The sequence below is a fragment of the Klebsiella sp. A52 genome (genome assembly GCF_018388785.1).
GTDB lineage: Bacteria > Pseudomonadota > Gammaproteobacteria > Enterobacterales > Enterobacteriaceae > Klebsiella > Klebsiella aerogenes.
This window is the reverse complement of sequence record NZ_CP074437.1, coordinates 3,651,374-3,677,926: the sequence shown is the minus strand read 5'-3', so window position 1 is coordinate 3,677,926 and position 26,553 is coordinate 3,651,374. Positions and strand designations below refer to the sequence as shown.

Genomic DNA, 26,553 nt, shown 5'->3' with positions numbered 1-26,553 from the left:
TATTATTTTCCGCTTTCGGCGTTATTCTCACCGTCACGGGTTAGCCACCAGGCCCCCAGGATGGGTACAGTCGTCACTAACATCACCAACAGCGCGACCACGTTGGTGACCGGTACATCGCGCGGGCGCCCCAGTTGATTTAACAACCACAACGGTAACGTCCGCTCATGTCCGGCGGTAAAGGTAGTGACGATAATTTCATCAAAGGACAGAGCGAATGCCAGCATCCCGCCCGCCAGCAGTGCCGAACCCAAATTGGGCAGCACCACGTAACGGAAGGTTTGCCAGCCTGTAGCGCCAAGATCCATCGATGCTTCCACCAGACTCCATGATGTCCGGCGAAATCGGGCAATGACGTTGTTAAACACCACCACCACGCAGAAGGTCGCGTGACCCACCACGATGGTTAGCAAGCCAGGCTCAAGATTGACGGCTTTAAATGCCGTCAGCAGCGCCAGGCCGGTAATGATGCCAGGAAGTGCAATAGGTAATAGCAACAGCAGCGACACGGCATTCTTACCAAAAAACGAACTCCGCCACAGCGCGCCGGCAGCGAGAGTGCCCAACACCAGCGCAATCCCCGTGGATAAAGCGGCGATTTTAAGTGACAACGTCACTGATTCAATGATATCTGCGCGAGCGGCAGCCTCGCTGAACCAGCGGAGCGTCAGCCCTTTCGGCGGGAAGCTGAAAGCGGCATCCTCTGTATTAAAGGCGTACAAGGCGATAATCAGCAGTGGAAAATGGAGAAATACCACTCCGCCCCAGGTGGCGATTTTGAGAAACAACGGTGCGCGTTCAGAGTGCATCAAACGCTCCCAGGCGCTTAACAAACGCCAGATACAGTGCAATAAGAACAATCGGCACCAACGTGAACGCCGCCGCCATCGGCATATTGCCAATCGCGCCTTGCTGCGAATAAACCATGTTGCCGATAAAGAAACCGGGCGGTCCCACCAGTTGCGGCACAATAAAATCGCCAAGGGTGAGGGAAAAGGTAAAGATAGAACCTGCCGCGATACCCGGTATGGCTAAAGGCAGTACCACGTAGCGGAAGGTTTGTTGCGGTCGAGCGCCTAAATCGGCGGAGGCCTGCAGCAGCGACGGCGGCAGGCGTTCCAGCGCCGCCTGTACCGGCAGGATCATGAACGGCAGCCAGATATAGACGAACACCATGAATCGCCCGAGCCCGGAGGTCGATAAGGTATTGCCGCCGACCGCCGGGATGGTCAACACCATATTTAACACGCTCTCCAGACCAAGGTGGCCGAGAAACCATTGCGCCACGCCATCTTTCGCCAGCAATAGCGTCCAGGCGTACGCCTTAACGATATAGCTGGCCCACATCGGCAACATCACCGCGATATAAAAGAAGGCTTTCATCTTGCCGCGGGTATAACGCGCCATATACCACGCCATCGGCAACGCCAGGATTGCGCTGGCAATAGTCACGCAGATGGCCATCACCAGGGTACGGACAATGATGTCGTAGTTGGCGGGATTAAACAGCGCCTTCAGGTTAGCGAGCGTCAAATCCGTGGTGACCGACATCGTAAAGTCATCAAAGGTATAGAAGCTTTGCCACAACAGCGTCAGGAGCGATCCCAGATAGACAATCCCAAACCACATCAACGGGCCCAGCAGCAGTAAAAACAGGCCCAATGACGGTTTTCGCCAGAACAGCCCTGACATCCTCCCGGTCGTTGGTTGTACAAGCGCCATCGTCATCTCAGCCTCCGCTTTCCAGGGAGACCATCGCCGAACGCGACCAGCCGGCCAATACCTGTTGCCCCAACCGCGGCGCGCTCAACGCCGCCCCGCCATCAACGTTGGCCTGGCTGACTAGCAGCTTTTCGCCCGCTGCAAGTTTCAGTTCAATACGCGTTGATGCCCCCTGAAACTGCACCGCCTGCACGGTCCCCTGAACCTGAATATCACCGCCGCCATTCAGTCGAATATGTTCAGGACGGAGTGACCACGCGCCAGACACCCCGCATAGGCGCTGCGAAACTTCTGGGGTAAAAACGTTCGCGGTGCCGACAAATCCGGCGACAAAGGCGGTTTTAGGCTGTAAATAGAGCGAGTGCGGCGAATCGACCTGCTCAATACGGCCATTGTTAAACACCGCCACGCGATCGGACATCGACAGCGCCTCACCCTGATCGTGAGTAACAAAAATGAAAGTAATACCCAGCGACTGCTGAAGTTTTTTTAGCTCTACCTGCATCTGTTCGCGCAGTTTTAAATCCAGCGCGCCAAGCGGTTCATCTAATAACAGCACACGAGGTTGGTTGACCAGCGCGCGGGCAATGGCGACCCGTTGCCGTTGACCGCCGGATAGCTGCGAAGGCTTGCGAGCGTGCACAAACCCAAGCGCCACTTTTTCTAAGGCTTCCTGGGCGCGAAGCTGACGTTCTTTTTTGCCCACGCCTTTCACCATCAGCCCATAGGCGACGTTGTCGATAATCGACATATGCGGAAATAGCGCGTAATCCTGAAAAACCGTATTGACGTCACGCTGCCAGGGCGGTAATTCGCTGGCCTGCTGACCAAAAATACGAATAGAACCGCCGGATAGCTGTTCGAAGCCCGCGATTAAGCGCAGGCAGGTGGTTTTGCCGGAGCCTGACGGCCCCAGCATGGAAAAAAACTCGCCATCGCGAATGGCGATACTCACGCCATCCACCGCGCGTACGTCACCATACAAACGCGAAACGTCATCAAACTCTACCGCGTACGTCATGTTCAGTCTCCAGGCGCTTAGCGGCCACCCATAATCGCGATATAGTCCTGGGTCCAACGGCTATAAGGAACATACTTTCCGCCTTCGGCAATCGGCGTTTTCCAGAACGCAATCTTGTCGAATTGGTTGTAACCGTTGGTTTCACAGCCTTTGTCTCCCAGTAGCGTACTGGCTTTACAGCCCTGCGGCACCACGGGCAGCGACCCAAACCAGGCGGCGACATCGCCCTGTACTTTCGGCGTCAGCGACCAGTTCATCCACTTATAAGCGCATACCGGATGCTTTGCCTCACTATGCAACATCGTCGTATCGGACCAGCCGGTCACGCCTTCTTTTGGGAAGACGGTAGCGATAGGCTGACCTTCACCTTTCAGACCATTGGCCTGATACGGCCAGGAGCCCGAGGCAACCACGCCTTCGTTTTTAAAGTCGCTCATCTGCACGGTTGCATCGTGCCAGTAACGGTGAACCAGCGGATGCTGATCCTGCAGAACCTTCAACACCGCCTGATACTGCGCTTCGGTGAGTTCATAGGGATCGTTAATTCCTAACTGCGGCTGCGTTGCTTTGACAAATAGCGCCGCATCAGCGATATAAATCGGACCATCATAGGCCTGAACTCGCCCCTGATTGCTTTTTCCGTCCGGTAGATCCTGTTTGACGAAAACTACTTTCCAGCTATCAGGCGGCGTCGGGAAGGTTTTGGTGTTGTACATCAGCAGGTTCGGCCCCCATTGATAGGGCGTGCCGTACACTTTATCGCCGACGTTAAACCACGCGCCTTTGGCAACTCGCGGGTCAAGCGTTTTCCAGTTTGGGATCAGCGCGGTATTAATCGCCTGTACACGCTTGCCCATGATAAGGCGCAACGAGGCGTCGCCGGAGGCGGTCACCAGGTCGTAACCGCCCTTCGCCATCAGGCTGACCATTTCGTCTGAAGTGGCGGCAGTCTTCACATTAACCTGGCAGCCGCTCTCTTTTTCGAATTGGCTTACCCAGTCATAATTCTTATCCGTCTGACCGCGTTCGATATAACCCGGCCAGGCAATAATATCGAGCCGCCCTTCTCCTTTATCCAGCGAAGACGGCGGTTCAGCGGCTTGCGCTGTCAGCACAACCATACTCAGCGCGCACAGGCTACCACGGGCAAATTTTTTGCTCATTTGAACTTACTCCTGTCAGAATAAAAGTAGCGGCAGCCGTGCCGTAAAAATATCTCCCTTAATAAGGGTAGACGGCGGCCTGCGGGGCTCTGGGGAAATTTCCTCAGGTTGTGACCAGGTGCGCATTCCGCAAAAATCGCCACCACGATTCGATAATATGGATTATAGACAAGGAGTTATGGCAGGGGGATGAGTATGCATATTCCCTATGACGACCCGGTGCTGGTGGATATTTTAAACTGATTAATGAATACAAGAATGAAGTGGATAAATTGCCGGAAAAATAAAAACCGGCAATTAAAAAAAGCGATGAATAAGCTAAGACAAAAGTTGACGTATAAGTTCGCCGAGCCGTTTGACTCCCTGCTCTTCTTTTTCTCCCCAGCCCCAGGCGGTATTAAACCGGAAAAATGAGGTCCAGTTAGCGGTGGTAGAAAACATTTTACCCGGCGCAATACTGATGTTATCCCGTAACGCCAGAGCGCTGAGTTCGCCAGCATCGACGCCAGCGGGCAGCTCCAGCCACAGGAAATAACCGCTGTCGCTATGATGAATTTTGACCTCGGCGGGTAAAAAACGCAGTAGCGCTTGCCAGGCCAGCTGTTTCCGCTCGGCAAGCTGTCGCCGCAACCGGCGTAAATGCGCGTCGTAACGTTTGGTCGAGAGATAATCGACCAGCGCCAACTGCATCGGCGAACTGGTAGAAAGCGTACTCATCAGCTGTAACTGCTGAATACGGCGGGCATGCCTGCCAGCGGCAACCCAGCCGATACGAAACCCCGGGACAAGGCATTTTGAAAATGAGCTACAGTGCAGCGTCATCTCATCACGATCCCAGTACTTTGCGGGTAGCGGTTTTTCCCGACCAAAGTACAACTCACTGTAAACGTCATCTTCAATCAACATGACGTTGTAGCGTGTCAATAGCGCCACCAGTTGCGCTTTTTTGTCTGCCGTCAGCGTAAATCCGAGCGGGTTCTGGCTATTGGTCATCAGCCAGCAGGCTTTGACCGGGTAGCTCTGCAATGCCTGTTCCAGCGCCGCTAAATCGATCCCCTCTTTCACATCGCTGGCCACCGATAGCGCCTTAAGTCGCAACCGTTCGAGCGCCTGCAGCGCGCCGTAAAAGCATGGATTTTCGACGACGACCCAATCGCCGGGCTCAGTTACCGCCTGCAGGCTGAGGTTCAACGCCTCCAGCGCACCGGCGGTAATGACTATCTCATCCGGCGATACGTTCATTCCCTGCAACGCATAACGCCGGGCAATCGCATGACGAAGCTCATCATTGCCAGGCGGCAGGTTCTCGATCACGCTCATGGCGGTGGCGGTTTTACTCACTTGAGCCAGCGAACGATTTAGCTGCTGCAAGGGAAACAGACGCGGGTCGGGAAAAGCGGAAGCAAAAGGCAGCATCGACGCCTGGCGGCTCGCCTGCAGGACGTCGAAAATATAGGTGTTGATATCAACCGACTCATTGCGCGTCACTTGCGCGGGAGGCTCAGGCTGGCGCTGCTTCACCGGCTGCGGCGCCACATAATAACCGGATTGTGGACGAGCGATAATCCGTCCCTGGCTTTCCAGTAACTGGTAGGCATGGCTGACGGTCATAAAACTCATTCCGCTGCTGACAACCTGTTCGCGTAAGGAGGGTAGCCGATCGCCGGGTTGCCAAACGCCAAGCGCGATTTGTTCAGTTAACTGTCGCGCAAGCTGCTGATACTTTTTCATTACCGCATCCATTTCATCAACGGGATGCCATATCTTATAACAGATGGTCAAAAATGGCAGGTTTTAAAAACTGATATACCTGACAGATGCCACTGAGCGAGTATCTCATAGCACGGCAAGTGGTGATCTTGCCGCTGAAAGAACATGAAATTGTATTATCAATGATGAATTATTCGCATTTGAGGATAGCAATAAAGTATCAGGCAAGTCCGCAAGTTAGAAAAAATATGAATGATGCGCACGACGTATCGATGCCAACTCTAATCGTTTGAACATAGATACGCTTTATTTCTCATGTTGTGAATCAGCGATTAAATCAGCCCGACCGATAAATTCATCACACATCTAAAAATGAAGTGATTTCATGCCGGGATAATAGTAGCTCAAATAAGCAGATAGACTCCGCCGCCCACGGCAAGCCAAAAAATGCTCATGATCAACAATGAGATAAGTAAACTTCGCAGGCCTTTCTTTGACAAACCCTCTCCCTTTCTTTATCAATTAATATATTAAAAAATAATGGATATAAAATTCACATAATGAATACGGATATTTAAGAGGTAAACTTGACGGCAAAACATAACGCCAGCACAGGCTAGCAGAATAATTAACAAAAAACAGCGCAAGTCATAAGGAAAATCGTAAATAAAAGTGTGAAGTATAACTGATATAAATTCACAATACGAAATTGATTATTTATGATGACATGAAAATTAACTTCACAAATATGAAACATCAAGAGAAAGAATAACAATCCGCAACTGTTATCATAAAAAAGCGCTTTTCTGCGTCTGCTATCACGCCTCTCCCCCCTCTAAAATTGCGCAGAATCAATTTTGTTGTGGAGCCTTGCATGTTCGGTCTTGATGCATTTCATCTGGCGCGGATCCAATTCGCCTTTACCGTCTCATTTCATATCATCTTTCCAGCGATCACCATCGGTCTTGCCAGTTACCTGGCGGTACTTGAGGGATTGTGGTTAAAAACAAAAAATCCTGTCTGGCGCTCGCTGTATCATTTCTGGTCGAAAATCTTTGCCGTCAACTTTGGTATGGGAGTGGTCTCAGGGCTGGTTATGGCCTACCAGTTCGGCACAAACTGGAGCGGTTTTTCTCAGTTCGCCGGCAGCATTACCGGCCCATTGCTAACGTATGAAGTCCTTACCGCGTTCTTCCTGGAGGCCGGTTTCCTTGGCGTGATGTTATTTGGCTGGAACCGTGTCGGCCCCGGCCTGCATTTTTTCGCCACCTGTATGGTGGCGCTGGGCACCATCATTTCCACGTTCTGGATCCTGGCCTCAAATAGCTGGATGCAAACACCGCAAGGTTTTGAAATCGTTAACGGCCAGGTCGTACCCGTAGACTGGTTCGCCGTTATCTTTAACCCTTCTTTCCCTTACCGCTTATTCCATATGTCCGTTGCTGCGTTTCTTAGCAGCGCGTTATTCGTGGGCGCATCCGCCGCATGGCATTTGCTGCGCGGCAACCAAACCCATGCCATCCGCGCCATGTTCTCAATGGCGCTATGGATGACGCTGATTGTCGCCCCCATCCAGGCATTAATCGGCGATATGCATGGGCTTAATACCCTGAAACACCAACCGGCGAAGATTGCCGCCATCGAAGGCCACTGGGAAAATCCGCCCGGCGAACCGACGCCGCTGCTGCTGTTCGGCTGGCCGGACATGCAACAAGAGCGCACCCGCTACGGGTTGGAGATCCCCGCCCTCGGCAGTCTGATTCTTACCCATAGCCTCGATAAGCAGGTACCGGCGCTGAAGGAATTCGCCCCGCAAGATCGCCCTAACTCAACCATTGTCTTCTGGTCATTTCGTCTGATGGCCGGTCTGGGAATGCTGATGATATTGCTTGGCGCCATTGCGCTGTGGCTGCGCTATCGCCAGCGTCTGTATACCTCAAAACCTTTCCTGCGCTTCGCGTTATGGATGGGGCCTTCCGGACTGATTGCGATTCTTGCTGGGTGGGTGACCACCGAAGTTGGCCGCCAGCCATGGGTCGTCTACGGCGTACAGCGCACCTCCGAGGCCGTATCAGCTCACGGCGATCTGCATATGACCATTAGCCTGCTGGCCTTTATTGCCGTCTACAGTTCGGTGTTCGGCGTCGGTTATAGCTACATGCTGCGCCTGATCCGCAAAGGACCGCAGGAGCAGACACCGGCGCCAACAGGTACGCCCGCGCGTCCGCTTTCTGCCGTTATGGATGGTTTTCAGCATAAGGAGTCCCGCTAATGGGTATTGATTTATCGGTTATTTGGTTTGTTATCATCGTGTTCGCCACGCTGATGTACATCGTCATGGACGGTTTCGACTTAGGGATTGGGATTCTGTTTGTTACCGTACGCGGCGATGAAGAGCGCGACGTGATGGTCAACAGCGTCGCCCCGGTATGGGATGGCAATGAAACCTGGCTGGTGCTTGGCGGCGCAGGTCTTTTCGGCGCCTTCCCGTTGGCCTATGCGGTGATTATCGACGCGCTGTCGGTACCCTTAACCCTGATGCTGATCGGCCTTATTTTTCGCGGCGTGGCCTTCGAGTTTCGCTTCAAAGCTACCCCTACGCACCGCCCTTTCTGGGATAAAGCTTTTCTTGGCGGATCGCTACTGGCGACATTCAACCAGGGCATGGTCGTTGGCGCGGTCATTCATGGTTTTCCGGTCAGCGGTCGCAGCTTTAGCGGCGGAATGTGGGATTGGTTCACGCCATTTACCCTTTTCTGCGGCCTCGGCCTCACCGTTGCTTACGCGTTGTTGGGCGCCAGTTGGTTGGTGATGAAAAGCGAGAATCCGTTGCAGAATACCATGCGCAGAATTTCACGCTTTCTTCTGCTGGCCTTACTGGTGGCGATAGCCGCGATTAGTCTGTGGACGCCGCTCTCTCTGCCGGCGATCGCCGAGCGCTGGTTTAGCCTGCCGAACCTGTTTTACCTGCTGCCGGTGCCGCTACTGGTTATCGCCATCAGCGCCTGGTTATGGCGCACGCTTGGGAAACGCGACGCTCACGTCCTGCCGTTTATATTGACGCTGGGATTAGTCTTTCTTGGCTTTAGCGGGCTTGGGATCAGCATTTGGCCGAATATTATCCCGCCGGGGATTACGTTGTGGCAGGCCGCGGCGCCGCCGCAAAGCCAGGGCTTTATGCTGGTTGGCGCGCTACTGATTATTCCCGTCATTCTTGGTTATACCTTCTGGAGCTACTACGTATTCCGCGGCAAAGTTCAACCTGGCGAGGGATATCACTGATGGAGAGATCATGGATAAAACGTTTGCTATGGCTGGTGGCCATATGGGGGGCTAGCGTGCTGGCGCTGGGCGCCGTCAGCATGATTTTCCGCCTGCTGATGAACGCCGCCGGGCTTCGCGCCTGAGAAAAGAAACTGTTTCTTAGCCTGGCGCTTGACGCGTCAGGCTTTTTTTTCATCATTCTTCAGCCGCGCCTGACAAAGCCTTGCGCTTCTTTGATAACCATGCAAAAAAGCCGATATTAAATCAACCATATTACTCATGCGTTATCTATTGATATGGAAAATGATATGTGGCGAAAATTTTTGACAGCGGTTGTGTTGATGTGCGGGTTATTGTCCGGCCATGTGTTAGCCCAGCGTCAGGGGCATGAATATTTCCCGGTGCAAAGCCTCGAACAGCAGTTACTGCACGAGGCTGATTGCGATGAGCTACGCAGCCAGGCTGAGGAGACCGCCAGCTCGCTGCGCGAGCATCATCACCGGCAGTATGCGCGCAAAGCAAAGGCGCATAACGGCCCGCTGTGAGAACGGCCCTTACGCGCCTTTACGCTTGGGCAACGTTTTCATCAGCTCGTCCGGGCTAACGGAGGCGACGATGCTGCCCGGATGCGGCATCTTGAGGATATGATTTTTGATTTTACCCACCACGTGCATTTCGCACGGGCGACAATCAAATTTCAGCGTCAGGACTTCATCACCGTGGATCAGCTGCATCGGCGTCGCCTTCCAGCTTTTAATCGAGCCTTTAGCCTGCTTCGGACATAGGTTGAAGGCAAAACGCAGGCAGTGCTTGGTTATCATCACCGGTACGTCGCCCTTCTCTTCATGAGCTTCATACGCCGCATCAATCAGCTGTACGCCGTAACGCTGATAAAAAGCGCGCGCTTTGTGGTTATAAACGTTCGCCAGGAACGACAAATGCGTTTCCGGATACACCGGCGGAGGTACGGAGACCGGTTTACGCGTACCGCGCTGCCAGGCATCAAGGCGCGCCTGATCGAGCATCTCTGCCGTTTCGCGGCGAAGTTGGTTGAGCATACTGTTCGGTACAAACAGCGCCGGCAGATTAATCTGCACATCACGCGGGTAGTAAATAGTCTGCCCGAGCTTCGCCACGCCATCACGCAGATTAGCCAGCGCTTTTTCCGCCTGGGTCGCTTCGGCAAATTCGCCATCCAGCGTATGCGTGACGCTGACGCCGTCTTCACAGGTCATGGTCAGCACCAATTGTTCCTGCCAGCCGCTCAGCGCGATATCAACCGCAATGCGACGCTCGCTGGAAGTTTTCAGTAGCGCCTGCTGCCAGTTATGGTCGAGGTTACGATTAAGCGCCTCATGCGGACGTACTTTATGCAGGTCTGCCGGCATCTCGTTTGGCCAGACGCGATAACGGTTTTCCCCCGTTTTCTCCACCGTATTGGCACGGAAGCCGACAACTTCACGTTTGATCATGACATTCAGACCATCGCCGTTAGTCAACGCGTCGGTCACTTCGACATCGAGATAATCTTTTCCGACTTTTAATACTTCGCCTACCGGCAGACCGATAAATTTCGGCGAATCAAACGCGCCGATATCGCCCTTACGCGCGTTAACAAAATAGTCGGTGCTGCCGCGATGGAATGTTTTATCGGTAGACGGCACGAAAAAGTGCTCGGTGCGCCCGGCGGAAGAACGCGCGAGATCGCCGCGGTCTTCAATAATACGATCCAGCATCTGACGATAGTGAGCGGTGATATTTTTCACATAACTCATATCTTTATAGCGCCCTTCAATCTTAAAGGAGCGCACGCCGGCGTCGATCAATGCCGCCAGGTTGGCAGTTTGATCGTTATCTTTCATCGACAATAAATGTTTTTCATAAGCCACGACGCGCCCCTGATCGTCTTTCAGGGTGTAAGGCAGGCGGCAAGCCTGAGAGCAGTCGCCGCGGTTGGCGCTACGTCCGGTTTGCGCGTGAGAAATATAGCACTGGCCGGAATAGGCAACGCACAGGGCGCCGTGAATAAAGAACTCGATAGTCGCGTCGGTATTGTCGTAGATCGCTTTAATTTGATCGAGGTTGAGTTCGCGAGCCAGAACAATCTGGCTGAAGCCTGCATCAGAGAGAAACTTCGCCTTCTCGACGCTGCGAATATCGCACTGGGTGCTCGCATGCAGCTCGATTGGCGGCAGATCCAGCTCCATTATCCCCATATCCTGCACGATCAGCGCATCGACGCCGGTCTCGTACAGATCGGTAATCAGACGTTGCGCGGGTTCCAGTTCATCATCATGAAGAATGGTATTCAGCGTCACAAACACCTTAGCGCCAAAGCGATGCGCAAACGGCACCAGGTTGGCGATATCGCTCAGGCTATTACTGGCATTATGCCGCGCGCCGAAGCCCGGCCCGCCGATATAGACCGCATCGGCGCCGTGTAAAATCGCTTCACGGGCGATCCCGGCATCGCGGGCGGGACTAAGAAGTTCAAGATGATGGTTTTGCAGGCGCATACGCTCGTCGTTATCCGTTATAGGGGGTCGAAATGGCGGCTATTGTAGTCAGAACTGAGCGCAGACGAAAACATTTTCCGCCGCGCCCGCACAGCGAATTTGCAGAAATCGGCAAAGCATTGAAGAAAAAGCTATTTCTCATGAAAACCCGGCAAGGTTACAGTGGCTGCGTATTCCGGATTTTCCTCGTCACGTTGTGAATTTTAGTCTCAGTCATCTTGATTGGCCGCGGATTAGTCCGCGGCTTTTTCTTTTGGATAATGAATCAGCGAATGAAAGTGCACCGTCTGCGCGCCGCTATTGCGGTAAGCGTGCGTCAGGTCGCCGGCAAAGCGCCGCCCTTCTCCCGCCTGCAATGAATGCCACTGCCCCTGCAGACATAAATCCAGCGTACCGCTAATGACCACCACATGTTCAATGACGCCGGTCTCATGCGGCGTCGATTCGCTCAGCGCGCCGGGGGCGAGGGTAATCGAAAAATGGTCAAAACGCAGTTCGGGATCCCATGGGAAGATGGGCGTCACCACCATCGCCTGCTGCTGCGGGTCGAAGGCGGCGGGCGCTGCGGACTCATCAGCGACAATAAAAGTCGAAAACGCCACATTGAGGCCGGTGGCTATCTTCCACAATGTCGCAACCGTTGGGCTCGATTCATTACGTTCGATTTGCCCGAGCATCGCCTTTGATACTCCGGTTTCTTCCGCCAGCCGCGACAAACTCCAGCCGCGCTGCTGACGCAGGCTTTTCAGCGTCAATGCCAGATGTTGGGCAATATTCATTGGTGCTCCTCGTCATTTTCTTGATATTACCAGTTGTACGCTATAACGCACAATGCTACCTTCGTCGTATGTTATAACGCACAAGAGGTGTTCATGCGCTCCTTTACCCTTCCCATCCCCACGCTGCTCGCGGGATTTGTCGCCGTGCTGGTAGGCTACGCCAGCTCCGCCGCCATCATTTGGCAAGCGGCCGCCGCCGCTGGCGCCGACGCCGGGCAAATAGCCGGTTGGATGACCGCCCTTGGCCTGGCGATGGGCGTCAGCACGCTGGTATTAACGTTATGGCGGAAAGTCCCCATCCTCACCGCATGGTCAACCCCAGGCGCGGCTTTACTGGTCAGTGGATTACAGGGAGCGACGCTGGCGCAGGCGGTGGGAATATTTGTTTTCGCCAACGCGCTGATCCTGCTATGTGGCGTGACGGGACTGTTTGCCCGCCTCATGAAAATCATTCCGCATTCGCTGGCGGCGGCAATGCTGGCGGGAATCCTGCTACGCTTTGGTCTGCAGGCATTTGGCAGTTTGCAGGATAATCTCCTGCTATGCGGCGGGATGTTCGCCGCCTGGCTGTTATGCAAAGCGCTTTATCCACGTTTTGCGGTGGTCGCGGCATTAGCGGCAGGTGGGGTCATCGCCCTGCTAACCGGCGCGCTGTCACCAGTGGCAAACGATATGGTTTTTGTTGCTCCGCAGTGGATTACCCCGCAGTTCACTCCTTCGCTGTTACTCAGCGTCGGTGTACCGTTTTTTCTTGTCACCATGGCTTCGCAGAATGCGCCGGGGCTGGCGACTATTCAGGCATCAGGTTATCGGGTTCCGGTCTCGCCGCTTATCGTATTTACCGGCGCGCTGGCGCTGCTATTTTCACCATTTGGCGTCTATTCCGTATGCATCGCCGCCATTACCGCCGCGATCTGTCAAAGTCCGGATGCGCATCCGGATGCGGATAAGCGCTGGCTCGCCGCAGCGGCGGCCGGTTTTTTTTATCTGTTAGCGGGTCTATTTGGCGGTTCGATAACCGCGCTAATGGCGGCGCTGCCGCCGGTGTGGATCCAGATGCTGGCGGGACTGGCATTGTTGGGAACCATTAGCGGCAGTCTCTATCAGGCGCTGGGGCATGAGAGCGAACGCGATGCCGCAGTCGTAACATTTTTGGTCACCGCCAGCGGCGTTACCCTTGCAGGAGTCGGCTCGGCCTTTTGGGGGCTGGTCCTCGGCGGTATCAGCTATGCGCTGTTAACCGCGCTGCGCCGCGCGTAGCTGGCTTGGCGTAAGCCCCGTGGCGCTTTTTACCCGATGACTAAAATGGCTGGCGGAGCTAAAGCCACAGGCTAACGCTATCTCGGTCAACGGCTGCTGAGTATGGCAAATCAGATGTTGCGCCTTGAGCATCCGCCGCTGCATCACATACTGGTGCGGCGCCATATTCATTGACTGGCGGAACATCCGTGCAAAATGGTATTCGCTAAGCGACGCCTGGGCGGCCAGATCGGCGAGCGTTAGCGGCTGCTCGAGATGCTCCTCAATCCACGCCAACAGATTACGCAACAGATGCGGCGCCAGGCCGCCGGTAACGGTCGGCAACCGCCACTGGACGTTCGAATAGTTTTGAATCAGATGCGTCAACAGCAGCGTACTGGCCGAGCTTAACAGCAGTTGATTAGCCTGCTGGCGCCAGTCGTTGTCGAGCAGAAACTGACGATAGACCGCCGTAATTTTGTCATCGCTGGCAAAGGTCTTTTCCTGCAAGGTGAAAGAAGCAGGACTGCGATCCCAAATTTGCTCGCCGACACGGCGCAGGTGTTCATCGGTGCAATAGAGATGAACGAACGAAAGATCGCCGCGAATATCCCAGGTGCTTTCATCGCCCTTTGGCATCAGACAAAAACGATCCGGCCCGCCGCCGTTCTTCCAGCCGTAGGGCGTTTTTTGGTAGCTTTCGTAACCATCGGCGACATACAGGCTCAACGTGTGGTGGTCGCTGCGCACCGTGATTCGATCGAGGTCGTTGTACCACGCGGCAAGCTGGATCCCGGAATTGAGTTCTACGGTCCCCCGCAGCACCGCATTTTGTTGTTGTAATGTTTCGAACGTCCCGTATGCCATAGCCTTCACATCGTTTTTAATCCGCAGACCTCTAGTCTATAAATTGTCCTCTCCGCTTACCAGCATTGACCATGAGCTTGTGAAAAATAAGCGCAAGATTTTGCAAGTCGGCAACAAAAAGGTGACAGCGCTTTGCCCGGAAAAACCGCACACTCACGCCAGGCATATTAACAGGAGAGACATTTTGAACGCATTACTCTACGGGCTGGTGGTGGTTATCTGGGGTACCACATGGATTGCTATCTTTTTACAACAGGGGCCCGTTGCCGCGCCGGTGTCAATTTTCTGGCGTTTTGCCGTCGCCAGCGTCACCATGCTGACAATTTTGCTGATTACCCGGCGTCTGCGCCCGCTGGCAATGCGCGATCATCTGTTTTGCATGCTGCAAGGCTGCTGCGTCTTTTGCTTTAACTTCTGGTGTTTTTATACCGCCGCGGCGCATATCAATACCGGCCTTGAGTCGGTGATCTTTTCGATGGCGGTATTATTTAACGCGATCAACAGTTTTATTTTCTTCCGCCAGCAGCCGCCGGGGCGCTTTTGGCTGGCGGCGGCGCTGGGGCTCGCCGGAATCGTCACCCTCTTCTGGGACGATCTCCTCGCCAATGGTCTGAACGCGTCGCTACTGTGGGGAATCGGCCTGAGCGCCCTGGGAACGTACGGTTTTTCATTGGGCAACATGCTGAGTATTCGCCACCAGCGCCGCGGGCTTGAGACATTGACCACCAATAGCTGGGCCATGTTTTACGGCACGCTGGTGATGGGCGCGATCGCGCTGCTGCGCGGCGATAACTTTATGCCACAGTGGACCTGGAGTTATATGGGCGCCCTGCTGTATCTGGCGTTGTTCGGTTCTGTGATCGCCTTCGGCGCTTATTTCACCCTGGTAGGACGTATCGGCGCCAGTAAAGCGGCCTATAGCACGCTGCTTTTCCCGCTGGTGGCATTAACTATCTCCACCTTCTATGAAGGTTACATCTGGCATAGCAACGCGGTGATAGGTCTTGCGTTAATACTGGTAGGAAATCTGGTGATGTTCGCCCGCCCCGAGCAGCTATTTATGCGCCGCCGGCTGGCCTGATAATAAGCCCGTCAGGCATCGCGCCAGACGGGCTTAACGCATCAATTACTTCTGCGACGGGTCGAATTTCACCGCGTCGATCGCCATGTCATCAATCACCTGCTTCAACGTATCAGCGGTTAGCGGCGTGCTCTCATTAGACAGCGTTTTACCTTCGCCCTTACGCACAACCTTAATAACCGGCTTATTAGTCTTCGCGTCGATCAGTTCGCCTTCGAAGTAGAGATTCGTGTCCATCGTGCGATGGCCGGTTGCCGCCTGGGTACCCGCGACAATCATCGCTACCGGGATCACTTCATAGAACTGCAGCCCTTCTTTACTGGTATCAACACCGGTGATGGCGCCGCGGAAAATCAGGCTGCGAGGGCCAGCCGTGGTCGCCAACGGTTTACGTTCGCTGATGGCCTGTTTCATCTGCTTATTGGTGTAATTGAGGATGTCCTGCAGCGCTTTCTCCCCTACCTGAGTCGTTGGTTTCGGCACCGGGTAGTAGGTGATTGGACGATAAACAACATTGTCATAGTTGTTCGGATTGTAGTCCGGGGAGATCCAGCGCAGCTCTGGTTTGCCGGAAGCCGAGGTAGTCTCTTTTAACTTAGAGTAATCTTTTAAGAACCCGGAATACTGATCCGGTTGCGCCAGTTTGGATGCACAACCGGTTAATGCCAGTAGCCCGGCCAGAGCGGCTACTTTAAATAACATTTTCGTACGCATGGATGATCCCTGTAAATGCAGTTTGTCGGCAAGATTTATAACAAATTCCCACGCTAAGTTTTGTGACAAAAAAGGTGGTCCGTCAACTCCTTGCAAAAAATAAATCCGCCAACGCGGCGGATTTATTTACGATGCTTATTTTACGTCCACCTGATAAAAAATATGCTTCCCAAACGGGTCGATTTCATACCCGATCACCGATTTATTAACCGGCTCAAAAATAGTTGAGTGCGCAATCATCACGGCCGGCATTTGATCGTGCATCATCTGCTGCGCCTGTTTATACAAGGCTTCTCGTTGCGGCCTGTCGGTGATGGTTTTGGCTTCGGCGATAATTTTATCAAACGGCGCGTAGCACCATTTGGCCGAATTAGAACCGCCGTTGGCCGACTGGCAGGTAAATAATGGGCCAAAGAAGTTATCCGGGTCGCCGGTCGCGGTAGTCCAGCCCATTAACGCCGCCTGATGCTCGCCGTCTTTCACCCGCTTAAGGTATTCGCCCCATTCATAGGTGGTGATTTTGGTCTGCACGCCGATTTTCGCCCAATCGGCCTGGATCATTTCCGCCATTCGTTTCGCATTTGGGTTATAAGGACGCTGAACCGGCATCGCCCACAGGTCGATGGTAATGGGGCTCTTCACGCCGGATTCACGCAGCAGCGCTTTGGCTTTTTCCAGGTCCCAGCTGTAATCTTGCAGATCGGCATCGGCACTCCAGACGCCAGGCGGCAGCAGGTTTTTCGCTACTGTCCCGGTACCGTGGAACACCGCGTCGATAATTGCCGGTTTATTGATCGCCATGGCCAACGCCTGGCGCACCTTAACGTTATCCAGCGGCGCTTTCTGGGTGTTGAAGGCGAGGAAACCGGTATTAAGCCCGGCTTTGCTCATCAGATTGATCTGCGGATTATCTTTCATCCCCGGTAAATCGGCGGGATTGGGGAATGGCATGACCTGACACTCATTTTTCTCAAGCTTAGCGTAACGCACCGAGGCATCAGGCGTAATACTAAATACTAAACGATCGATTTTCGCTTTTCCCTGCCAGTAATCAGGAAATGCGGTAAACAAGATCCGCGAATCTTTTTGGTATTGCGCCAGCTTGAAAGGCCCGGTGCCGATGGGATCCATATCGACGCGCTGCGGGGTTCCGGCTTTCAGCATCGCATCGGCATATTCCGCAGAGAGGATTGAAGCAAAATACCAACCGAGGTCAGCGACAAAAGGCGCCTCGGGGTGCGCGAGGGTAAAACGCACCGTATATTCATCCGGTTTATCAATTGCGGTAATTAACGAACCAAACTCCAGGCTTTCAAAATTGGAGTAGTTGCCATTAGAGACATTATGATAAGGGTTATTCGGATCTTTTTGCCGCATAAAGGAAAAAATAACGTCATCGGCATTAAAATCACGGGTCGGTTTAAAATACTTATTACTTTGGAATTTAACGCCCTTGCGTAAGTGGAAAGTATAAACTTTGCCATCGTCGCTCACCTCCCAGCTTTCCGCCAGGCTGGGCTGCAATTCCGTGGTGCCAACTTTAAAGTCCACCAGCCGGTTATATATCGGTACCGCGCTGGCATCGACGCTGGTCCCGGAAGTATAAAGCTGCGGATTAAAGTTTTCCGGCGAGCCTTCAGAGCAATAAACCAGTGTTTTCGCATTCACAGCGGAACTCACCGCTAATGCCGCTATCGTCAGAGCTATTGAAGTAAATGTGCGTTGCATGCGTTTCCCTTTTCATTTTTTGACTAATGAATAGCTTGTTGTTTTATTGCCCATAGATAACACTAAAGCCAGATTGCAAACACCTTAAAAATAACTATACCCTAAATAATTCGAGTTGCAGGAAGGCGGCGACGCAGCGAATCCCCAGGAGCTTACTCCAGTAAGTGACTGGGGTGAGTGAGGACAAATTCGTCAGGAACGAATTTGAACGCAGTTCACTGCGCCCGTAAGGGCGAGGCCCAGGGATGGGCCGAGTTATTGCCAACGCACATGCAACTTGAAGTATGACGGGTATATAGAAGGAAACACTATGGCCTCGCCCTTAACCAGACAATTAACCCAGCGCTTCTTTCGCTATCTGGCTATCACCAGCCAAAGCGATCCACGAGCAACCACGTTACCCACGACGCCCGGACAACATCAGATGGCGCAGGCGTTAGCCGACGAGCTACGTCAGTTTGGCCTTGACGATATCGTTGTCGACGAGCATGCGACCGTCACGGCGGTAAAAAAAGGCACCGTCCCCGGGGCGCCGCGGATCGGCTTTATCACGCACATTGATACCGTTGATGTCGGGCTGTCGCCGGATATTCATCCGCAAATTCTGCGATTTACTGGTGAAGATCTCTGTCTTAATTCGGAACAGCAAATCTGGCTGCGGGTTGACGAGCATCCGGAAATCCTGGCCTATCGTGATGAAGAGATTATTTTCAGCGACGGCACCAGCGTACTGGGCGCCGATAACAAAGCGGCGGTGACCGTTGTCATGACGCTGCTGGAAAACCTGACCGCCGAACATAAGCATGGCGGTATCGTCGTGGCGTTCGTCCCGGACGAAGAAGTGGGTCTTCGCGGGGCAAAAGCGCTGGATCTCTCGCGTTTCGCCGTCGATTTTGCCTGGACCATCGACTGCTGCGAACTGGGCGAGCTCGTTTATGAAAACTTCAACGCCGCCTCTGCGGAGATACGGTTTACCGGCGTCACGGCGCACCCGATGTCCGCCAAAGGCGTATTAGTTAACCCGGTGTTAATGGCAACCGACTTTATGAGCCATTTCGACCGCCAGCAGACGCCGGAACATACCGCCGGGCGCGAAGGCTACGTGTGGTTTAACGGTATTCATGGCGACCAGAACAGCACACGGTTGCAGGCCAACATTCGCGATTTCGATCTGGACAGCTTTAACCGCCGCAAACAACAGATTGGCGAAGTGGCGGAGAAAATCGCCGCCCAGTACCCCACTGCCAGAGTTGAATTCACGATAAGCGATACTTACAGCAATATCAGCAACGCCATTGGAGAAGACCGCCGGGCTATTGACCTGATGTTCACCGCGATGGAAAGCCTCGGTATAACGCCAAAACCCACGCCGATGCGCGGCGGTACCGACGGCGCAGCGCTATCGGCAAAGGGTCTGCTGACGCCGAACTTCTTCACCGGCGCGCATAATTTCCATTCGAAATTCGAATTTTTGCCGCTGCGCGCCTTTGAGGCCTCCTATCTAACCGCCCTGCAGCTGTGCCTGCTGGCGGCGGATTAAGCCGGTTTACGCGCCAGCATCGTGGCGAAGCGTAGCTTGATGCGGTTGCCGCTGGCGTCGGTGCGGTGCAGTTCGCCGACGTCTTCGTTGTACTTGAGGAACTGCCAGCCAGCATAATAGTCACGCAGTTCTTCAGGTTTGAAGGCGAACGAGAAGCCCACGGTACAGGGGTAATCTTCGGTATCCATGGCGGCAACAATCAGGTTATAGCCGCCAGACTTAGTGCAGCGCTGCATGTTGGCGATAAGACCAGGGATGGTTTTGGCTTCCAGGAACATCATCACCACGGTAGAAAGAATAAAATCATACTCGCCATCAAAGCTCAGCGTATTCAGGTTCTTAATCGCCGTCTGCAGGTTCTCCAGCCCTTCAGCCTGACGAATGTTCTCCAGATTATCGATACTCATGGGATTTTTATCCCACGCCGTGACGTTGTAACCTTTCGCTGCCAGATACAGGCTGTTTCGTCCATTGCCGCAACCAAGGTCGAGCGTCTGTCCCGGCTGCATCAGCGAGGCGGCATACACTACTTCTGAGTGGGTGCGCGTCAGGCCATATTTTTCAGTAAAGTAGTTTTCGTCACGAGTCGTCATGATTAATCCTTGTTTGGCAATAAAGTGGCACGGTCTACGCGAATGAACAGTTTACCTCGCACCAGCAGCAGAAAGGTACGCAGCAGCAGCAGGCCGATAATCAGGTTGCTAAAAATAAATAAGGGGATCGCCAGCGTATGGAAAAAACCGTGCTGCTCACCGTGCCCCAAATGCAGGCCGGTGGTCGCCAGTGCGGAAATCCCGAACGAGAAGCTCCAGAATGAAGCATTAAACGGCTGCTGCAGATACCACGGCATCAGGCGCAGCATAAACAACAATTGCAGCAGACCGTAACCAAACAGCATTTTGGCAAACGTATCGGCTTCACCGCCGTTGACGCTGAGCCACCCGCTACAGGCCACCAGCGCCGGCGCCAGTTGGATGCCCAGCGAAGTCCGCAAAGCCGCCGGTAGCTCGCCGTTGCTGCGCAGCCGCTGCAGGATAACCGGCTCCAGGCTGAGCCAGGAAAAGACGCCAGCGCCGAGAAACGCCAGTCCGGCATCATTAAACCCCAGCGCACCGCAGGCCATGGCGCTGATAAAATTGTTGGCGACGGTCGGCAGATATAAACCGGGCGTCGTTGCCTCTTGCGGATGTTTACCCCGCCACAGCCCCGCGCTCTGCCAGGCCGCATAGCAAAGCTGCAGCGTAACGCCCGCAGCAAATAACGCCAGCGATAACGGTCGGTACCAGGGGACAAAGCCGATTGCCACCAACAGCGTTGTCGCCGGGAGCAAACTGACAAAACTGCTGGCCACCGGATGACGCATCTCCTGCAGCACGCTGCACGGGAAACGAATCGCCCGTGCAATAAACGCTAACATTAATAGCGCCCAGATCCCCGTCGCCAGCACCACCAGCGCATCGCCAATAAGCATGCTCACCGGCCAGAGAGTGCTGGCATAGCGCCAGGCAAACCCCATGCCGATAATTCCCAGCACCATACCAAAATAGCCAGCCGGTAGATTCAGCACCTGGCCGCTCGCTGCGTTTTTATTCATTTTAATTAAACTTTCAATTTAATTTTAAGTTGCATTTTAAAGGAACCTTATAAAACGCGCTACGGAGATTTTTGCTATGTTTGTGTTAACCAACGGTAAAGAGAAATACTGATGAAGAAATATCGTCTGAGCGACCACGTCCGCCTGTATCAGTTTGAAGAAGACGGGATTAAACATAGCGTAACTCTGCGGCAAATCGTGGCGCTGATTGATTTCTCAGACGTTAAGGCGGGTAGCGAAGGCGGCTGGCTCGATGATGAAGCCGCGTTAAGCCAGGGCGGCGACTGCTGGATTTATGATGCCAACAGCGTTGTCTTCGCTGGCGCGCGCGTTGACGACAACGCCCGCCTGACCGGCACCTGTGTAATAAGCCACGGGGCGACAATTAGCGATAACGCCTGGCTTGATAACGTTCAGGCAAGTCACGGCGCCAGAATAAGTGACAACGTCACAATAAAGCATTCACAAATTCGCGGCGTCTGTCGAATCGCCGACCAGGCGCGTGTTCTCCCCCACTGTCTGGTGATTGCCGCTCAGGGACTCACCTCTGATACCGATAAAGTGCTGCAAATTTATCAGCGCGCTACGGTTAGCGCCTCACGGATTGTTCACCAGGCGCAAATTTACGGCGATGCCGTGGTTGAGCACGCTTTTGTTGAACACCGTGCCGAAGTGTTCGATAACGCGCGTATTGAAGGTAATGAAGATAACGACGTATGGATATGTGACAACGCCCGGGTCTACGATTGCGCGCGGCTGGTCGCCGGGCGCGGCGAGGATCAGATCCCAACCCTGCGCTACAGTTCCCAGGTGGGCGAAAACGCCGTGGTCGAAGGCAACTGCTTGTTAAAACATCGTGTGATGGTCGGCGGGCACGCCCATCTTCTCGGCGGCCCCATTCTGCTGGATGACGAGGTCCTTATCGAAGGGCACGCGACGATTCGAGGCGATGTGATTATCGAACATCAGGTAGAAATCTGCGGTAACGCCTGTATCGAAGCGCTGGAGGGTGACAGAATTCATCTTCGCGGGCGCAAAATCGTCAGCGGCGACGAGCATATCACCCGCACACCGCTGCTGGGTTCGCTATAGCCGATTATTGCGGGTCGATAATCCGCGCGTAGATATTCTGATCGTCATACGCGCCATTTAAAAACTCGGCCTGCTTCAGACAACCTTCCAGTTCGAAACCATTACGCAGCGCCACCTGATTACTGCGCTGGTTGGCGACCCGGCATTTAATCACGAAACGGCGCACGACGCCCGTTTGCGCATAATGATGGATAAACGCCTGTAACGCCTGCGACAACAGTCCCTGCCCCTGATGGCTTTGATCGATCCAGTAACCGATATAGGCCGTCTTATTCAATGGTTCAATCTGGTTAAATGACAGAACGCCGATCATCTGCCCCTGTAAAAACAGCAGGAACATTTTTGCATAACCGCGCTGGTGAAGCATCACGTTTCCCTGCACGTGGCGCCGGGTTTCATCTTCACTCAGCACCTCCGCAGGCCAGCTTAACGTATGCTGCAGCCAATTACGGTTTTTGAGCACCAGTTGATGTAGCTCACTGACGTAACGTTCGTCAACCGCACGCAGCTCCAGCTGTTCGTTAACCGGGATAGTTTCGATGGTGGGGCTGTTTTCGCCAGTCATGACAATATCTCACTGATAAACAACAACGCCCGCAGTAGCGCACCGCGGGCGGGTAGCGACGGCCTGGGTTATTTCATAATCCGGTCATCAACGTAGTTACGCCGATCCGCCGCTGGCGGGAAGTACTGATACAGCCAGGTTTCGCTGATAGCGTCGCCGCGACAGCGCAGGAACATGCGCATCTCCACCGGATCGGTGGAATCTGAAGTCGGATACCAGTCAAAGAGAATACGATAGCCGTCAAACGGCTCGACGTAGAGGATCTCTACCTGCTTAGCCTCGCCGCTGGAGAGCGTAATCACCGGCTCAATACCTTTCGGCGCCGCAGCTTTCAGGTCGCCGCCGACAAAGTCGATGGCGAAACGACGCGCCCATTTGTCCGGATAGTGTTCACCCGGCGCCCATCCTTCCGGGAATCCGCCCATTCCGGTGCGTGTCGCCAGCACTCGCGCCAGCGGCGAGCGCACCGGCGGCTGCGCGCTCCAGTACAAGCGGTAGCTAAAGTCCAGTTCATCACCCGCTTTTACCGGTTTTTCCGGCTGCCAGAAGCAGACGATATTATCCAACGTTTCACCGGTGGTCGGGATTTCCATCAGGCTAACGGCGCCTTTACCCCACTGATTACGTGGCTCCACCCACAGGCTCGGGCGCTTGTTATACCAGCCCATCACGTCCTGATAATGACTGAAATCGCGATCCAGCTGCAGCAGGCCAAAACCTTTCGGGTTTTTATCCTGGAACGCGTTGAACTGCAGTTTTTGCGGATTATTCAGCGGACGGCAAATCCACTCGCCGTTGCCGCGCCACATCGACAGGCGGTCAGAATCGTGGATTTGCGGGTGGATGGTATCGCACATCCGGCGCTCATTATTACCGCAGCTGAACATGCTGGTCATTGGCGCAATACCCAACTGCTTAATGTCCTTGCGCGCATAGAGATGATTTTCGACATCCATGATCACCTGCGTTTCCTGGCAATTCACGGTGAACTTATAGGCACCGGTGACGCTCGGACTATCGAGCAGCGCGTAGACGGTGAACACCGTCGCGCCAGGTTTGACGGTTTCAAACCAGAATGACGTGAAATCAGGGAACTCTTCCGGCGTATCGGTAAAGGTGTCGACGGCAAGACCGCGCGCCGACAGGCCGTACTGATAAGTGCTGTCGACCGCGCGGAAGTAGCTGGCGCCCAGGAAAGCGACGATATCGCGGCGCGCCAGTTCAGGCGCCTTAAACACGCGAAAACCGGCGAAACCGAGATCGGTCTGCCCTTCCAGCTGTTTGGTATCAACGCCGGCGTCGTTGTACTGGAACAGCTCCGGACGGAAGTGTATCTCCCGCGCCTGCTGAGACTGGGAGTCCAGCGAGAACATACGCACCCGGCGGCGGAAACCCATACCAACATGGAAAAACTGGATATCCAGCTTGCGCTCTTCAACGTTATTCCACAGCGAATGCGCCGCATCATACTGGATGCTGTTATAGGCCTGAGGGGTCAGATTCGCCAGCGTCGGCGGCAGGTCGCGCGGCGCTCCGCCCCACGGCTGGCGGGCTAAGTCATGAGCCATCGCCTGCAGCACGGAAAAATCAAAGCGGCGCGTCTGACCATCGGCGATAGCGGAATCCGCGGCGAAAGCCGCTTTAGTGAATAACGAGGCGACTCCTGACGTTCCGCATACGGCGGCAACAGCCATGGATGATTTAAGAAAACGTCTGCGGTTCATGCCTGGAAAAGCGTCCTTTTTAAGAGTTCGACGGATACGCAACGTTGCAAACATCTGCGTCGTGAATTCCGCTCACTCTAGACAAAAATGATTGATAATCCAATTGTTGGCAGGCGAAAAGCATGAAAAAAAAGATGTCCACCGGAACAGACTGAATAACCGCCATACGATCGCTATCGCTGACCTGTTTTGGCGAACACACACTGATGCGATACCTACCCATTTTTACCCGCGTTTTGTTTATTTTCAGCACGAACAGGATAAATTTTCATCACACCAGGTGTAATCTCTATTCTCCAGGGAAAAATGTCAGGAGTATCTAATGAAAGTAAAAGCCGCCGTGACGTTGGGTTATCAACAGCCATTCAGCATTAAAAATATTCAGGTTAGCGCCCCTAAAAAAGACGAAGTGATGGTAAAAATTGTCGCTACCGGCGTCTGTCATACCGACGCGGTGATCCGCGATAACGCCGGGATCCTGCCGATGCCGGCCATTCTGGGCCACGAAGGCGCAGGTATCGTGGTTAACGTCGGTGATGCCGTTCGTGGGGTCGAAATTGGCGATCATGTAGTACTGAGCTACGCCGCCTGCCATCGCTGCGAAAACTGCCTCACCAACCATCCTTCCGCGTGCGAAAGTTTCAATGACTTAAACTTTGGTGGACGCTTAGACGATGGCTCCACCCCATATCGTCTTGATGATCAAGAATTATCCGTTTTCTTTGGCCAATCTTCGTTTAGTCAGTATGTGGTCACCAAAGCGACGAATGCTATTGTTGTCGACCGTGAAGTCGAACTTTCGCTTCTTGGTCCGCTGGGTTGCGGAATTCAAACCGGCAGCGGGACGGTGTTGAATCGACTTAAACCGGTTGCCGGGGAGTCGCTGGTGGTATTCGGCTGCGGCGCGGTTGGTTTAAGCGCCATTATGGCCGCAAAGCTTACCGGCTGTAGCCAAATCATCGCCGTCGATATTCATGCCAATCGCCTTGAGCTGGCACGTGAACTCGGCGCAACCCACGTGATCGATGGCAAACAGGAAGATAGCGTTGCGGTCATTCGCCAACTGACCGGCAAAGGGGCGCACTACGCCATCGAAACGACCGGCGTCGCCGCCATCGTCCTGCAGGCGATCCACGCGATTAAGCCGTTAGGCACGGTGGCGGTCGTCGGCTTTACCGGCGATATCACCTTTAATGTGCAAAACGATCTGATGGCGGAAGGTAAATCATTGATTGGAGTCATTGAAGGCGACGCTGTACCGCAGCTGTTTATTCCGCAGCTGGTACAGTTTTATAAACAAGGGAAATTCCCCATTGATAAGCTTATCGAGTTCTATCCGCTCGAAGAGATTAATCAGGCTTTCGCAGATTCAGCTTCCGGTAAAGTCATCAAACCGGTGGTACTGATGTAATGCGGGCGGCTCTTTGCGCAGCAAAGAGCCGCAAATAAAAATTATTTCACACTAACGTCGATACCGGGGAAGTACTTTGCCGCCAGACGGGTGATAGTGCCGTCGGCGCGCACTTTATCAATTGCCGCGTCGAGCTGTTTTTTAGTTGCCTCATCGCCCTTGCGCAAGCCGTAGCCAATACCACTACCCAGAATCGTATCATCAGCCACCGGCTTACCGATAAAGCCGAATCCCTTACCCTGCGGCTTACTGAGGAATCCGGCCTGGCCGGCGGCAGACATCACCAGCGAGGCGTCGATACGGCCGTTAAGCAGATCGGCCCACGCCATGTTCTGGTCTTTGTAGGAAACCACCGTGACGCCGTGTTTTTCCCAGTGCTCCTTGGCAAAGGTCTCCTGAATCGAGCCCTGTAGCACGCCGATGGTTTTGCCCTTCAGCCCTTCCGGCGTCGCCTGCATACCGCTGTCGGCCTTGCCCACCAGTTGTGAAGGAATACGGTAGATCGGCTGGGTGAAATCAATACTCTTGCGCCGCTGTTCGGTAATGTTCATCGCCGAATTAATCGCGTCGAATTTCTTCGCTACCAGCCCCGGAATGAGGGCATCAAAGGAAGTTTCGACCCAACTGCACTTCAACTGCGCGGCCTGACAAATCGCGTTGCCGAGGTCAATATCAAAACCCTGCAACTCCCCTGCCGGATTGCGGCTTTCGAACGGCGGATATTCCGCCTCCACGCCGTAGCGTAACTCGCTGGCGGCAAAGCTTGAAACGGTACACAGCATTCCCAAAGCAAGAGTTAGGGCTTTTATTTTCATCATCAGGC

At 53.9% G+C, this 26,553-nt stretch carries 24 protein-coding genes; 9 read left to right on the top strand and 15 right to left on the bottom strand.

All coding sequences use genetic code 11. The annotated features are described in order from the left end of the window. Positions 1-2: 2 nt before the first annotated feature. From KGA69_RS17320 to KGA69_RS17300, 5 genes are all read right to left on the bottom strand, one after another. On the bottom strand, positions 3-809 hold the full coding sequence (locus KGA69_RS17320; RefSeq protein ID WP_045394020.1) for an ABC transporter permease: 807 nt from the start codon (positions 807-809) through the stop codon (positions 3-5). Next, positions 799-1,728 (bottom strand): ABC transporter permease, encoded by a 930-nt coding sequence (locus KGA69_RS17315; RefSeq protein ID WP_045394017.1) that lies wholly within the window; start codon positions 1,726-1,728, stop codon positions 799-801. The genes KGA69_RS17320 and KGA69_RS17315 overlap by 11 nt, the downstream gene beginning before the upstream one ends. A gap of 1 nt (position 1,729) precedes the next feature. Then, on the bottom strand, positions 1,730-2,743 hold the full coding sequence (locus tag KGA69_RS17310) for an ABC transporter ATP-binding protein (protein WP_063447829.1): 1,014 nt from the start codon (positions 2,741-2,743) through the stop codon (positions 1,730-1,732). 17 nt (positions 2,744-2,760) lie between these two features. Further along, positions 2,761-3,906 carry a putative ABC transporter substrate-binding protein YdcS gene (ydcS, locus tag KGA69_RS17305; protein WP_045394012.1) on the bottom strand — a complete coding sequence of 382 codons (1,146 nt, stop codon included), beginning with the start codon at positions 3,904-3,906 and terminating at the stop codon, positions 2,761-2,763. Between the two features lie 318 nt (positions 3,907-4,224). After that, a complete protein-coding gene (locus KGA69_RS17300) occupies positions 4,225-5,637 on the bottom strand; it encodes an aminotransferase-like domain-containing protein (protein WP_045394010.1) in 1,413 nt (470 codons plus the stop codon). A gap of 853 nt (positions 5,638-6,490) precedes the next feature. Here KGA69_RS17300 and KGA69_RS17295 point away from each other — a divergent pair. From KGA69_RS17295 to KGA69_RS17280, 4 genes are all read left to right on the top strand, one after another. After that, complete coding sequence (locus tag KGA69_RS17295) at positions 6,491-7,888, top strand: cytochrome ubiquinol oxidase subunit I (RefSeq protein WP_045394007.1); 1,398 nt, start codon at positions 6,491-6,493, stop codon at positions 7,886-7,888. Next, positions 7,888-8,898, top strand: a complete 1,011-nt coding sequence (cydB, locus tag KGA69_RS17290) for a cytochrome d ubiquinol oxidase subunit II (RefSeq protein ID WP_045394005.1) — start codon at positions 7,888-7,890, stop codon at positions 8,896-8,898. Before KGA69_RS17295 ends, cydB begins: the two co-directional genes overlap by 1 nt. After that, on the top strand, positions 8,898-9,023 hold the full coding sequence (locus tag KGA69_RS17285) for a DUF2474 domain-containing protein (protein WP_064571560.1): 126 nt from the start codon (positions 8,898-8,900) through the stop codon (positions 9,021-9,023). The genes cydB and KGA69_RS17285 overlap by 1 nt, the downstream gene beginning before the upstream one ends. A 165-nt stretch (positions 9,024-9,188) precedes the next feature. After that, entirely contained in the window at positions 9,189-9,425 is a 237-nt protein-coding gene (locus tag KGA69_RS17280; protein WP_045394002.1) for a DUF2554 family protein, read from the top strand. A gap of 9 nt (positions 9,426-9,434) precedes the next feature. Here the strand turns inward: KGA69_RS17280 and KGA69_RS17275 are convergent, their stop codons facing one another. Next, on the bottom strand, positions 9,435-11,396 hold the full coding sequence (locus KGA69_RS17275) for a peptidase U32 family protein (protein WP_015366399.1): 1,962 nt from the start codon (positions 11,394-11,396) through the stop codon (positions 9,435-9,437). Between the two features lie 233 nt (positions 11,397-11,629). Next, on the bottom strand, positions 11,630-12,175 hold the full coding sequence (locus tag KGA69_RS17270; protein WP_045394000.1) for a helix-turn-helix domain-containing protein: 546 nt from the start codon (positions 12,173-12,175) through the stop codon (positions 11,630-11,632). A gap of 93 nt (positions 12,176-12,268) precedes the next feature. On the opposite strand from KGA69_RS17270, the gene KGA69_RS17265 reads away from it, so the two are divergent. Further along, a complete protein-coding gene (locus KGA69_RS17265) occupies positions 12,269-13,435 on the top strand; it encodes a benzoate/H(+) symporter BenE family transporter (RefSeq protein ID WP_045393997.1) in 1,167 nt (388 codons plus the stop codon). On the opposite strand, the gene KGA69_RS17260 is transcribed toward KGA69_RS17265, so the two are convergent. After that, on the bottom strand, positions 13,412-14,281 hold the full coding sequence (locus KGA69_RS17260) for a helix-turn-helix domain-containing protein (RefSeq protein ID WP_047038408.1): 870 nt from the start codon (positions 14,279-14,281) through the stop codon (positions 13,412-13,414). The genes KGA69_RS17265 and KGA69_RS17260 overlap by 24 nt on opposite strands. A 184-nt stretch (positions 14,282-14,465) precedes the next feature. Between KGA69_RS17260 and KGA69_RS17255 the strand changes: the two genes are divergently transcribed. After that, entirely contained in the window at positions 14,466-15,362 is an 897-nt protein-coding gene (locus KGA69_RS17255) for a DMT family transporter (protein ID WP_047048775.1), read from the top strand. Between the two features lie 45 nt (positions 15,363-15,407). Here the strand turns inward: KGA69_RS17255 and KGA69_RS17250 are convergent, their stop codons facing one another. Together KGA69_RS17250 and KGA69_RS17245 are read right to left on the bottom strand one after the other, a co-directional pair. Next, positions 15,408-16,076, bottom strand: a complete 669-nt coding sequence (locus KGA69_RS17250; protein ID WP_045393989.1) for a DUF3313 domain-containing protein — start codon at positions 16,074-16,076, stop codon at positions 15,408-15,410. Positions 16,077-16,211: 135 nt separating this feature from the next. Then, the gene (locus KGA69_RS17245; RefSeq protein ID WP_213292511.1) at positions 16,212-17,804 is read right to left on the bottom strand and encodes an ABC transporter substrate-binding protein; all 1,593 of its coding nucleotides are present in this window, start codon (positions 17,802-17,804) and stop codon (positions 16,212-16,214) included. A 310-nt stretch (positions 17,805-18,114) separates the two neighbouring features. Here KGA69_RS17245 and pepT point away from each other — a divergent pair, with 310 nt between their 5' ends. Continuing rightward, positions 18,115-19,344, top strand: a complete 1,230-nt coding sequence (gene pepT, locus KGA69_RS17240) for a peptidase T (protein ID WP_049059751.1) — start codon at positions 18,115-18,117, stop codon at positions 19,342-19,344. Here the strand turns inward: pepT and tehB are convergent. Together tehB and tehA are read right to left on the bottom strand one after the other, a co-directional pair. After that, positions 19,341-19,937 carry a tellurite resistance methyltransferase TehB gene (tehB, locus tag KGA69_RS17235; RefSeq protein WP_213292510.1) on the bottom strand — a complete coding sequence of 199 codons (597 nt, stop codon included), beginning with the start codon at positions 19,935-19,937 and terminating at the stop codon, positions 19,341-19,343. The genes pepT and tehB overlap by 4 nt on opposite strands. Positions 19,938-19,939: 2 nt before the next feature. Further along, positions 19,940-20,938 (bottom strand): dicarboxylate transporter/tellurite-resistance protein TehA, encoded by a 999-nt coding sequence (tehA, locus tag KGA69_RS17230; protein ID WP_213292509.1) that lies wholly within the window; start codon positions 20,936-20,938, stop codon positions 19,940-19,942. Positions 20,939-21,049: 111 nt separating this feature from the next. On the opposite strand from tehA, the gene ydcK reads away from it, so the two are divergent. Further along, a complete protein-coding gene (ydcK, locus tag KGA69_RS17225) occupies positions 21,050-22,030 on the top strand; it encodes a YdcK family protein (protein WP_213292508.1) in 981 nt (326 codons plus the stop codon). 4 nt (positions 22,031-22,034) lie between these two features. Here ydcK and rimL read toward each other — a convergent pair whose 3' ends face one another. Both rimL and KGA69_RS17215 read right to left on the bottom strand, forming a co-directional pair. Further along, entirely contained in the window at positions 22,035-22,595 is a 561-nt protein-coding gene (rimL, locus tag KGA69_RS17220) for a 50S ribosomal protein L7/L12-serine acetyltransferase (protein WP_045393973.1), read from the bottom strand. A gap of 68 nt (positions 22,596-22,663) precedes the next feature. Continuing rightward, on the bottom strand, positions 22,664-24,319 hold the full coding sequence (locus tag KGA69_RS17215) for a glucan biosynthesis protein D (protein WP_045393970.1): 1,656 nt from the start codon (positions 24,317-24,319) through the stop codon (positions 22,664-22,666). Positions 24,320-24,641: 322 nt separating this feature from the next. On the opposite strand from KGA69_RS17215, the gene KGA69_RS17210 reads away from it, so the two are divergent. Beyond that, entirely contained in the window at positions 24,642-25,730 is a 1,089-nt protein-coding gene (locus tag KGA69_RS17210) for an NAD(P)-dependent alcohol dehydrogenase (protein ID WP_045393968.1), read from the top strand. Positions 25,731-25,771: 41 nt separating this feature from the next. Here the strand turns inward: KGA69_RS17210 and KGA69_RS17205 are convergent, their stop codons facing one another. Then, positions 25,772-26,545 (bottom strand): ABC transporter substrate-binding protein, encoded by a 774-nt coding sequence (locus tag KGA69_RS17205; RefSeq protein WP_015366384.1) that lies wholly within the window; start codon positions 26,543-26,545, stop codon positions 25,772-25,774. Between the last annotated feature and the right edge of the window lie 8 nt (positions 26,546-26,553).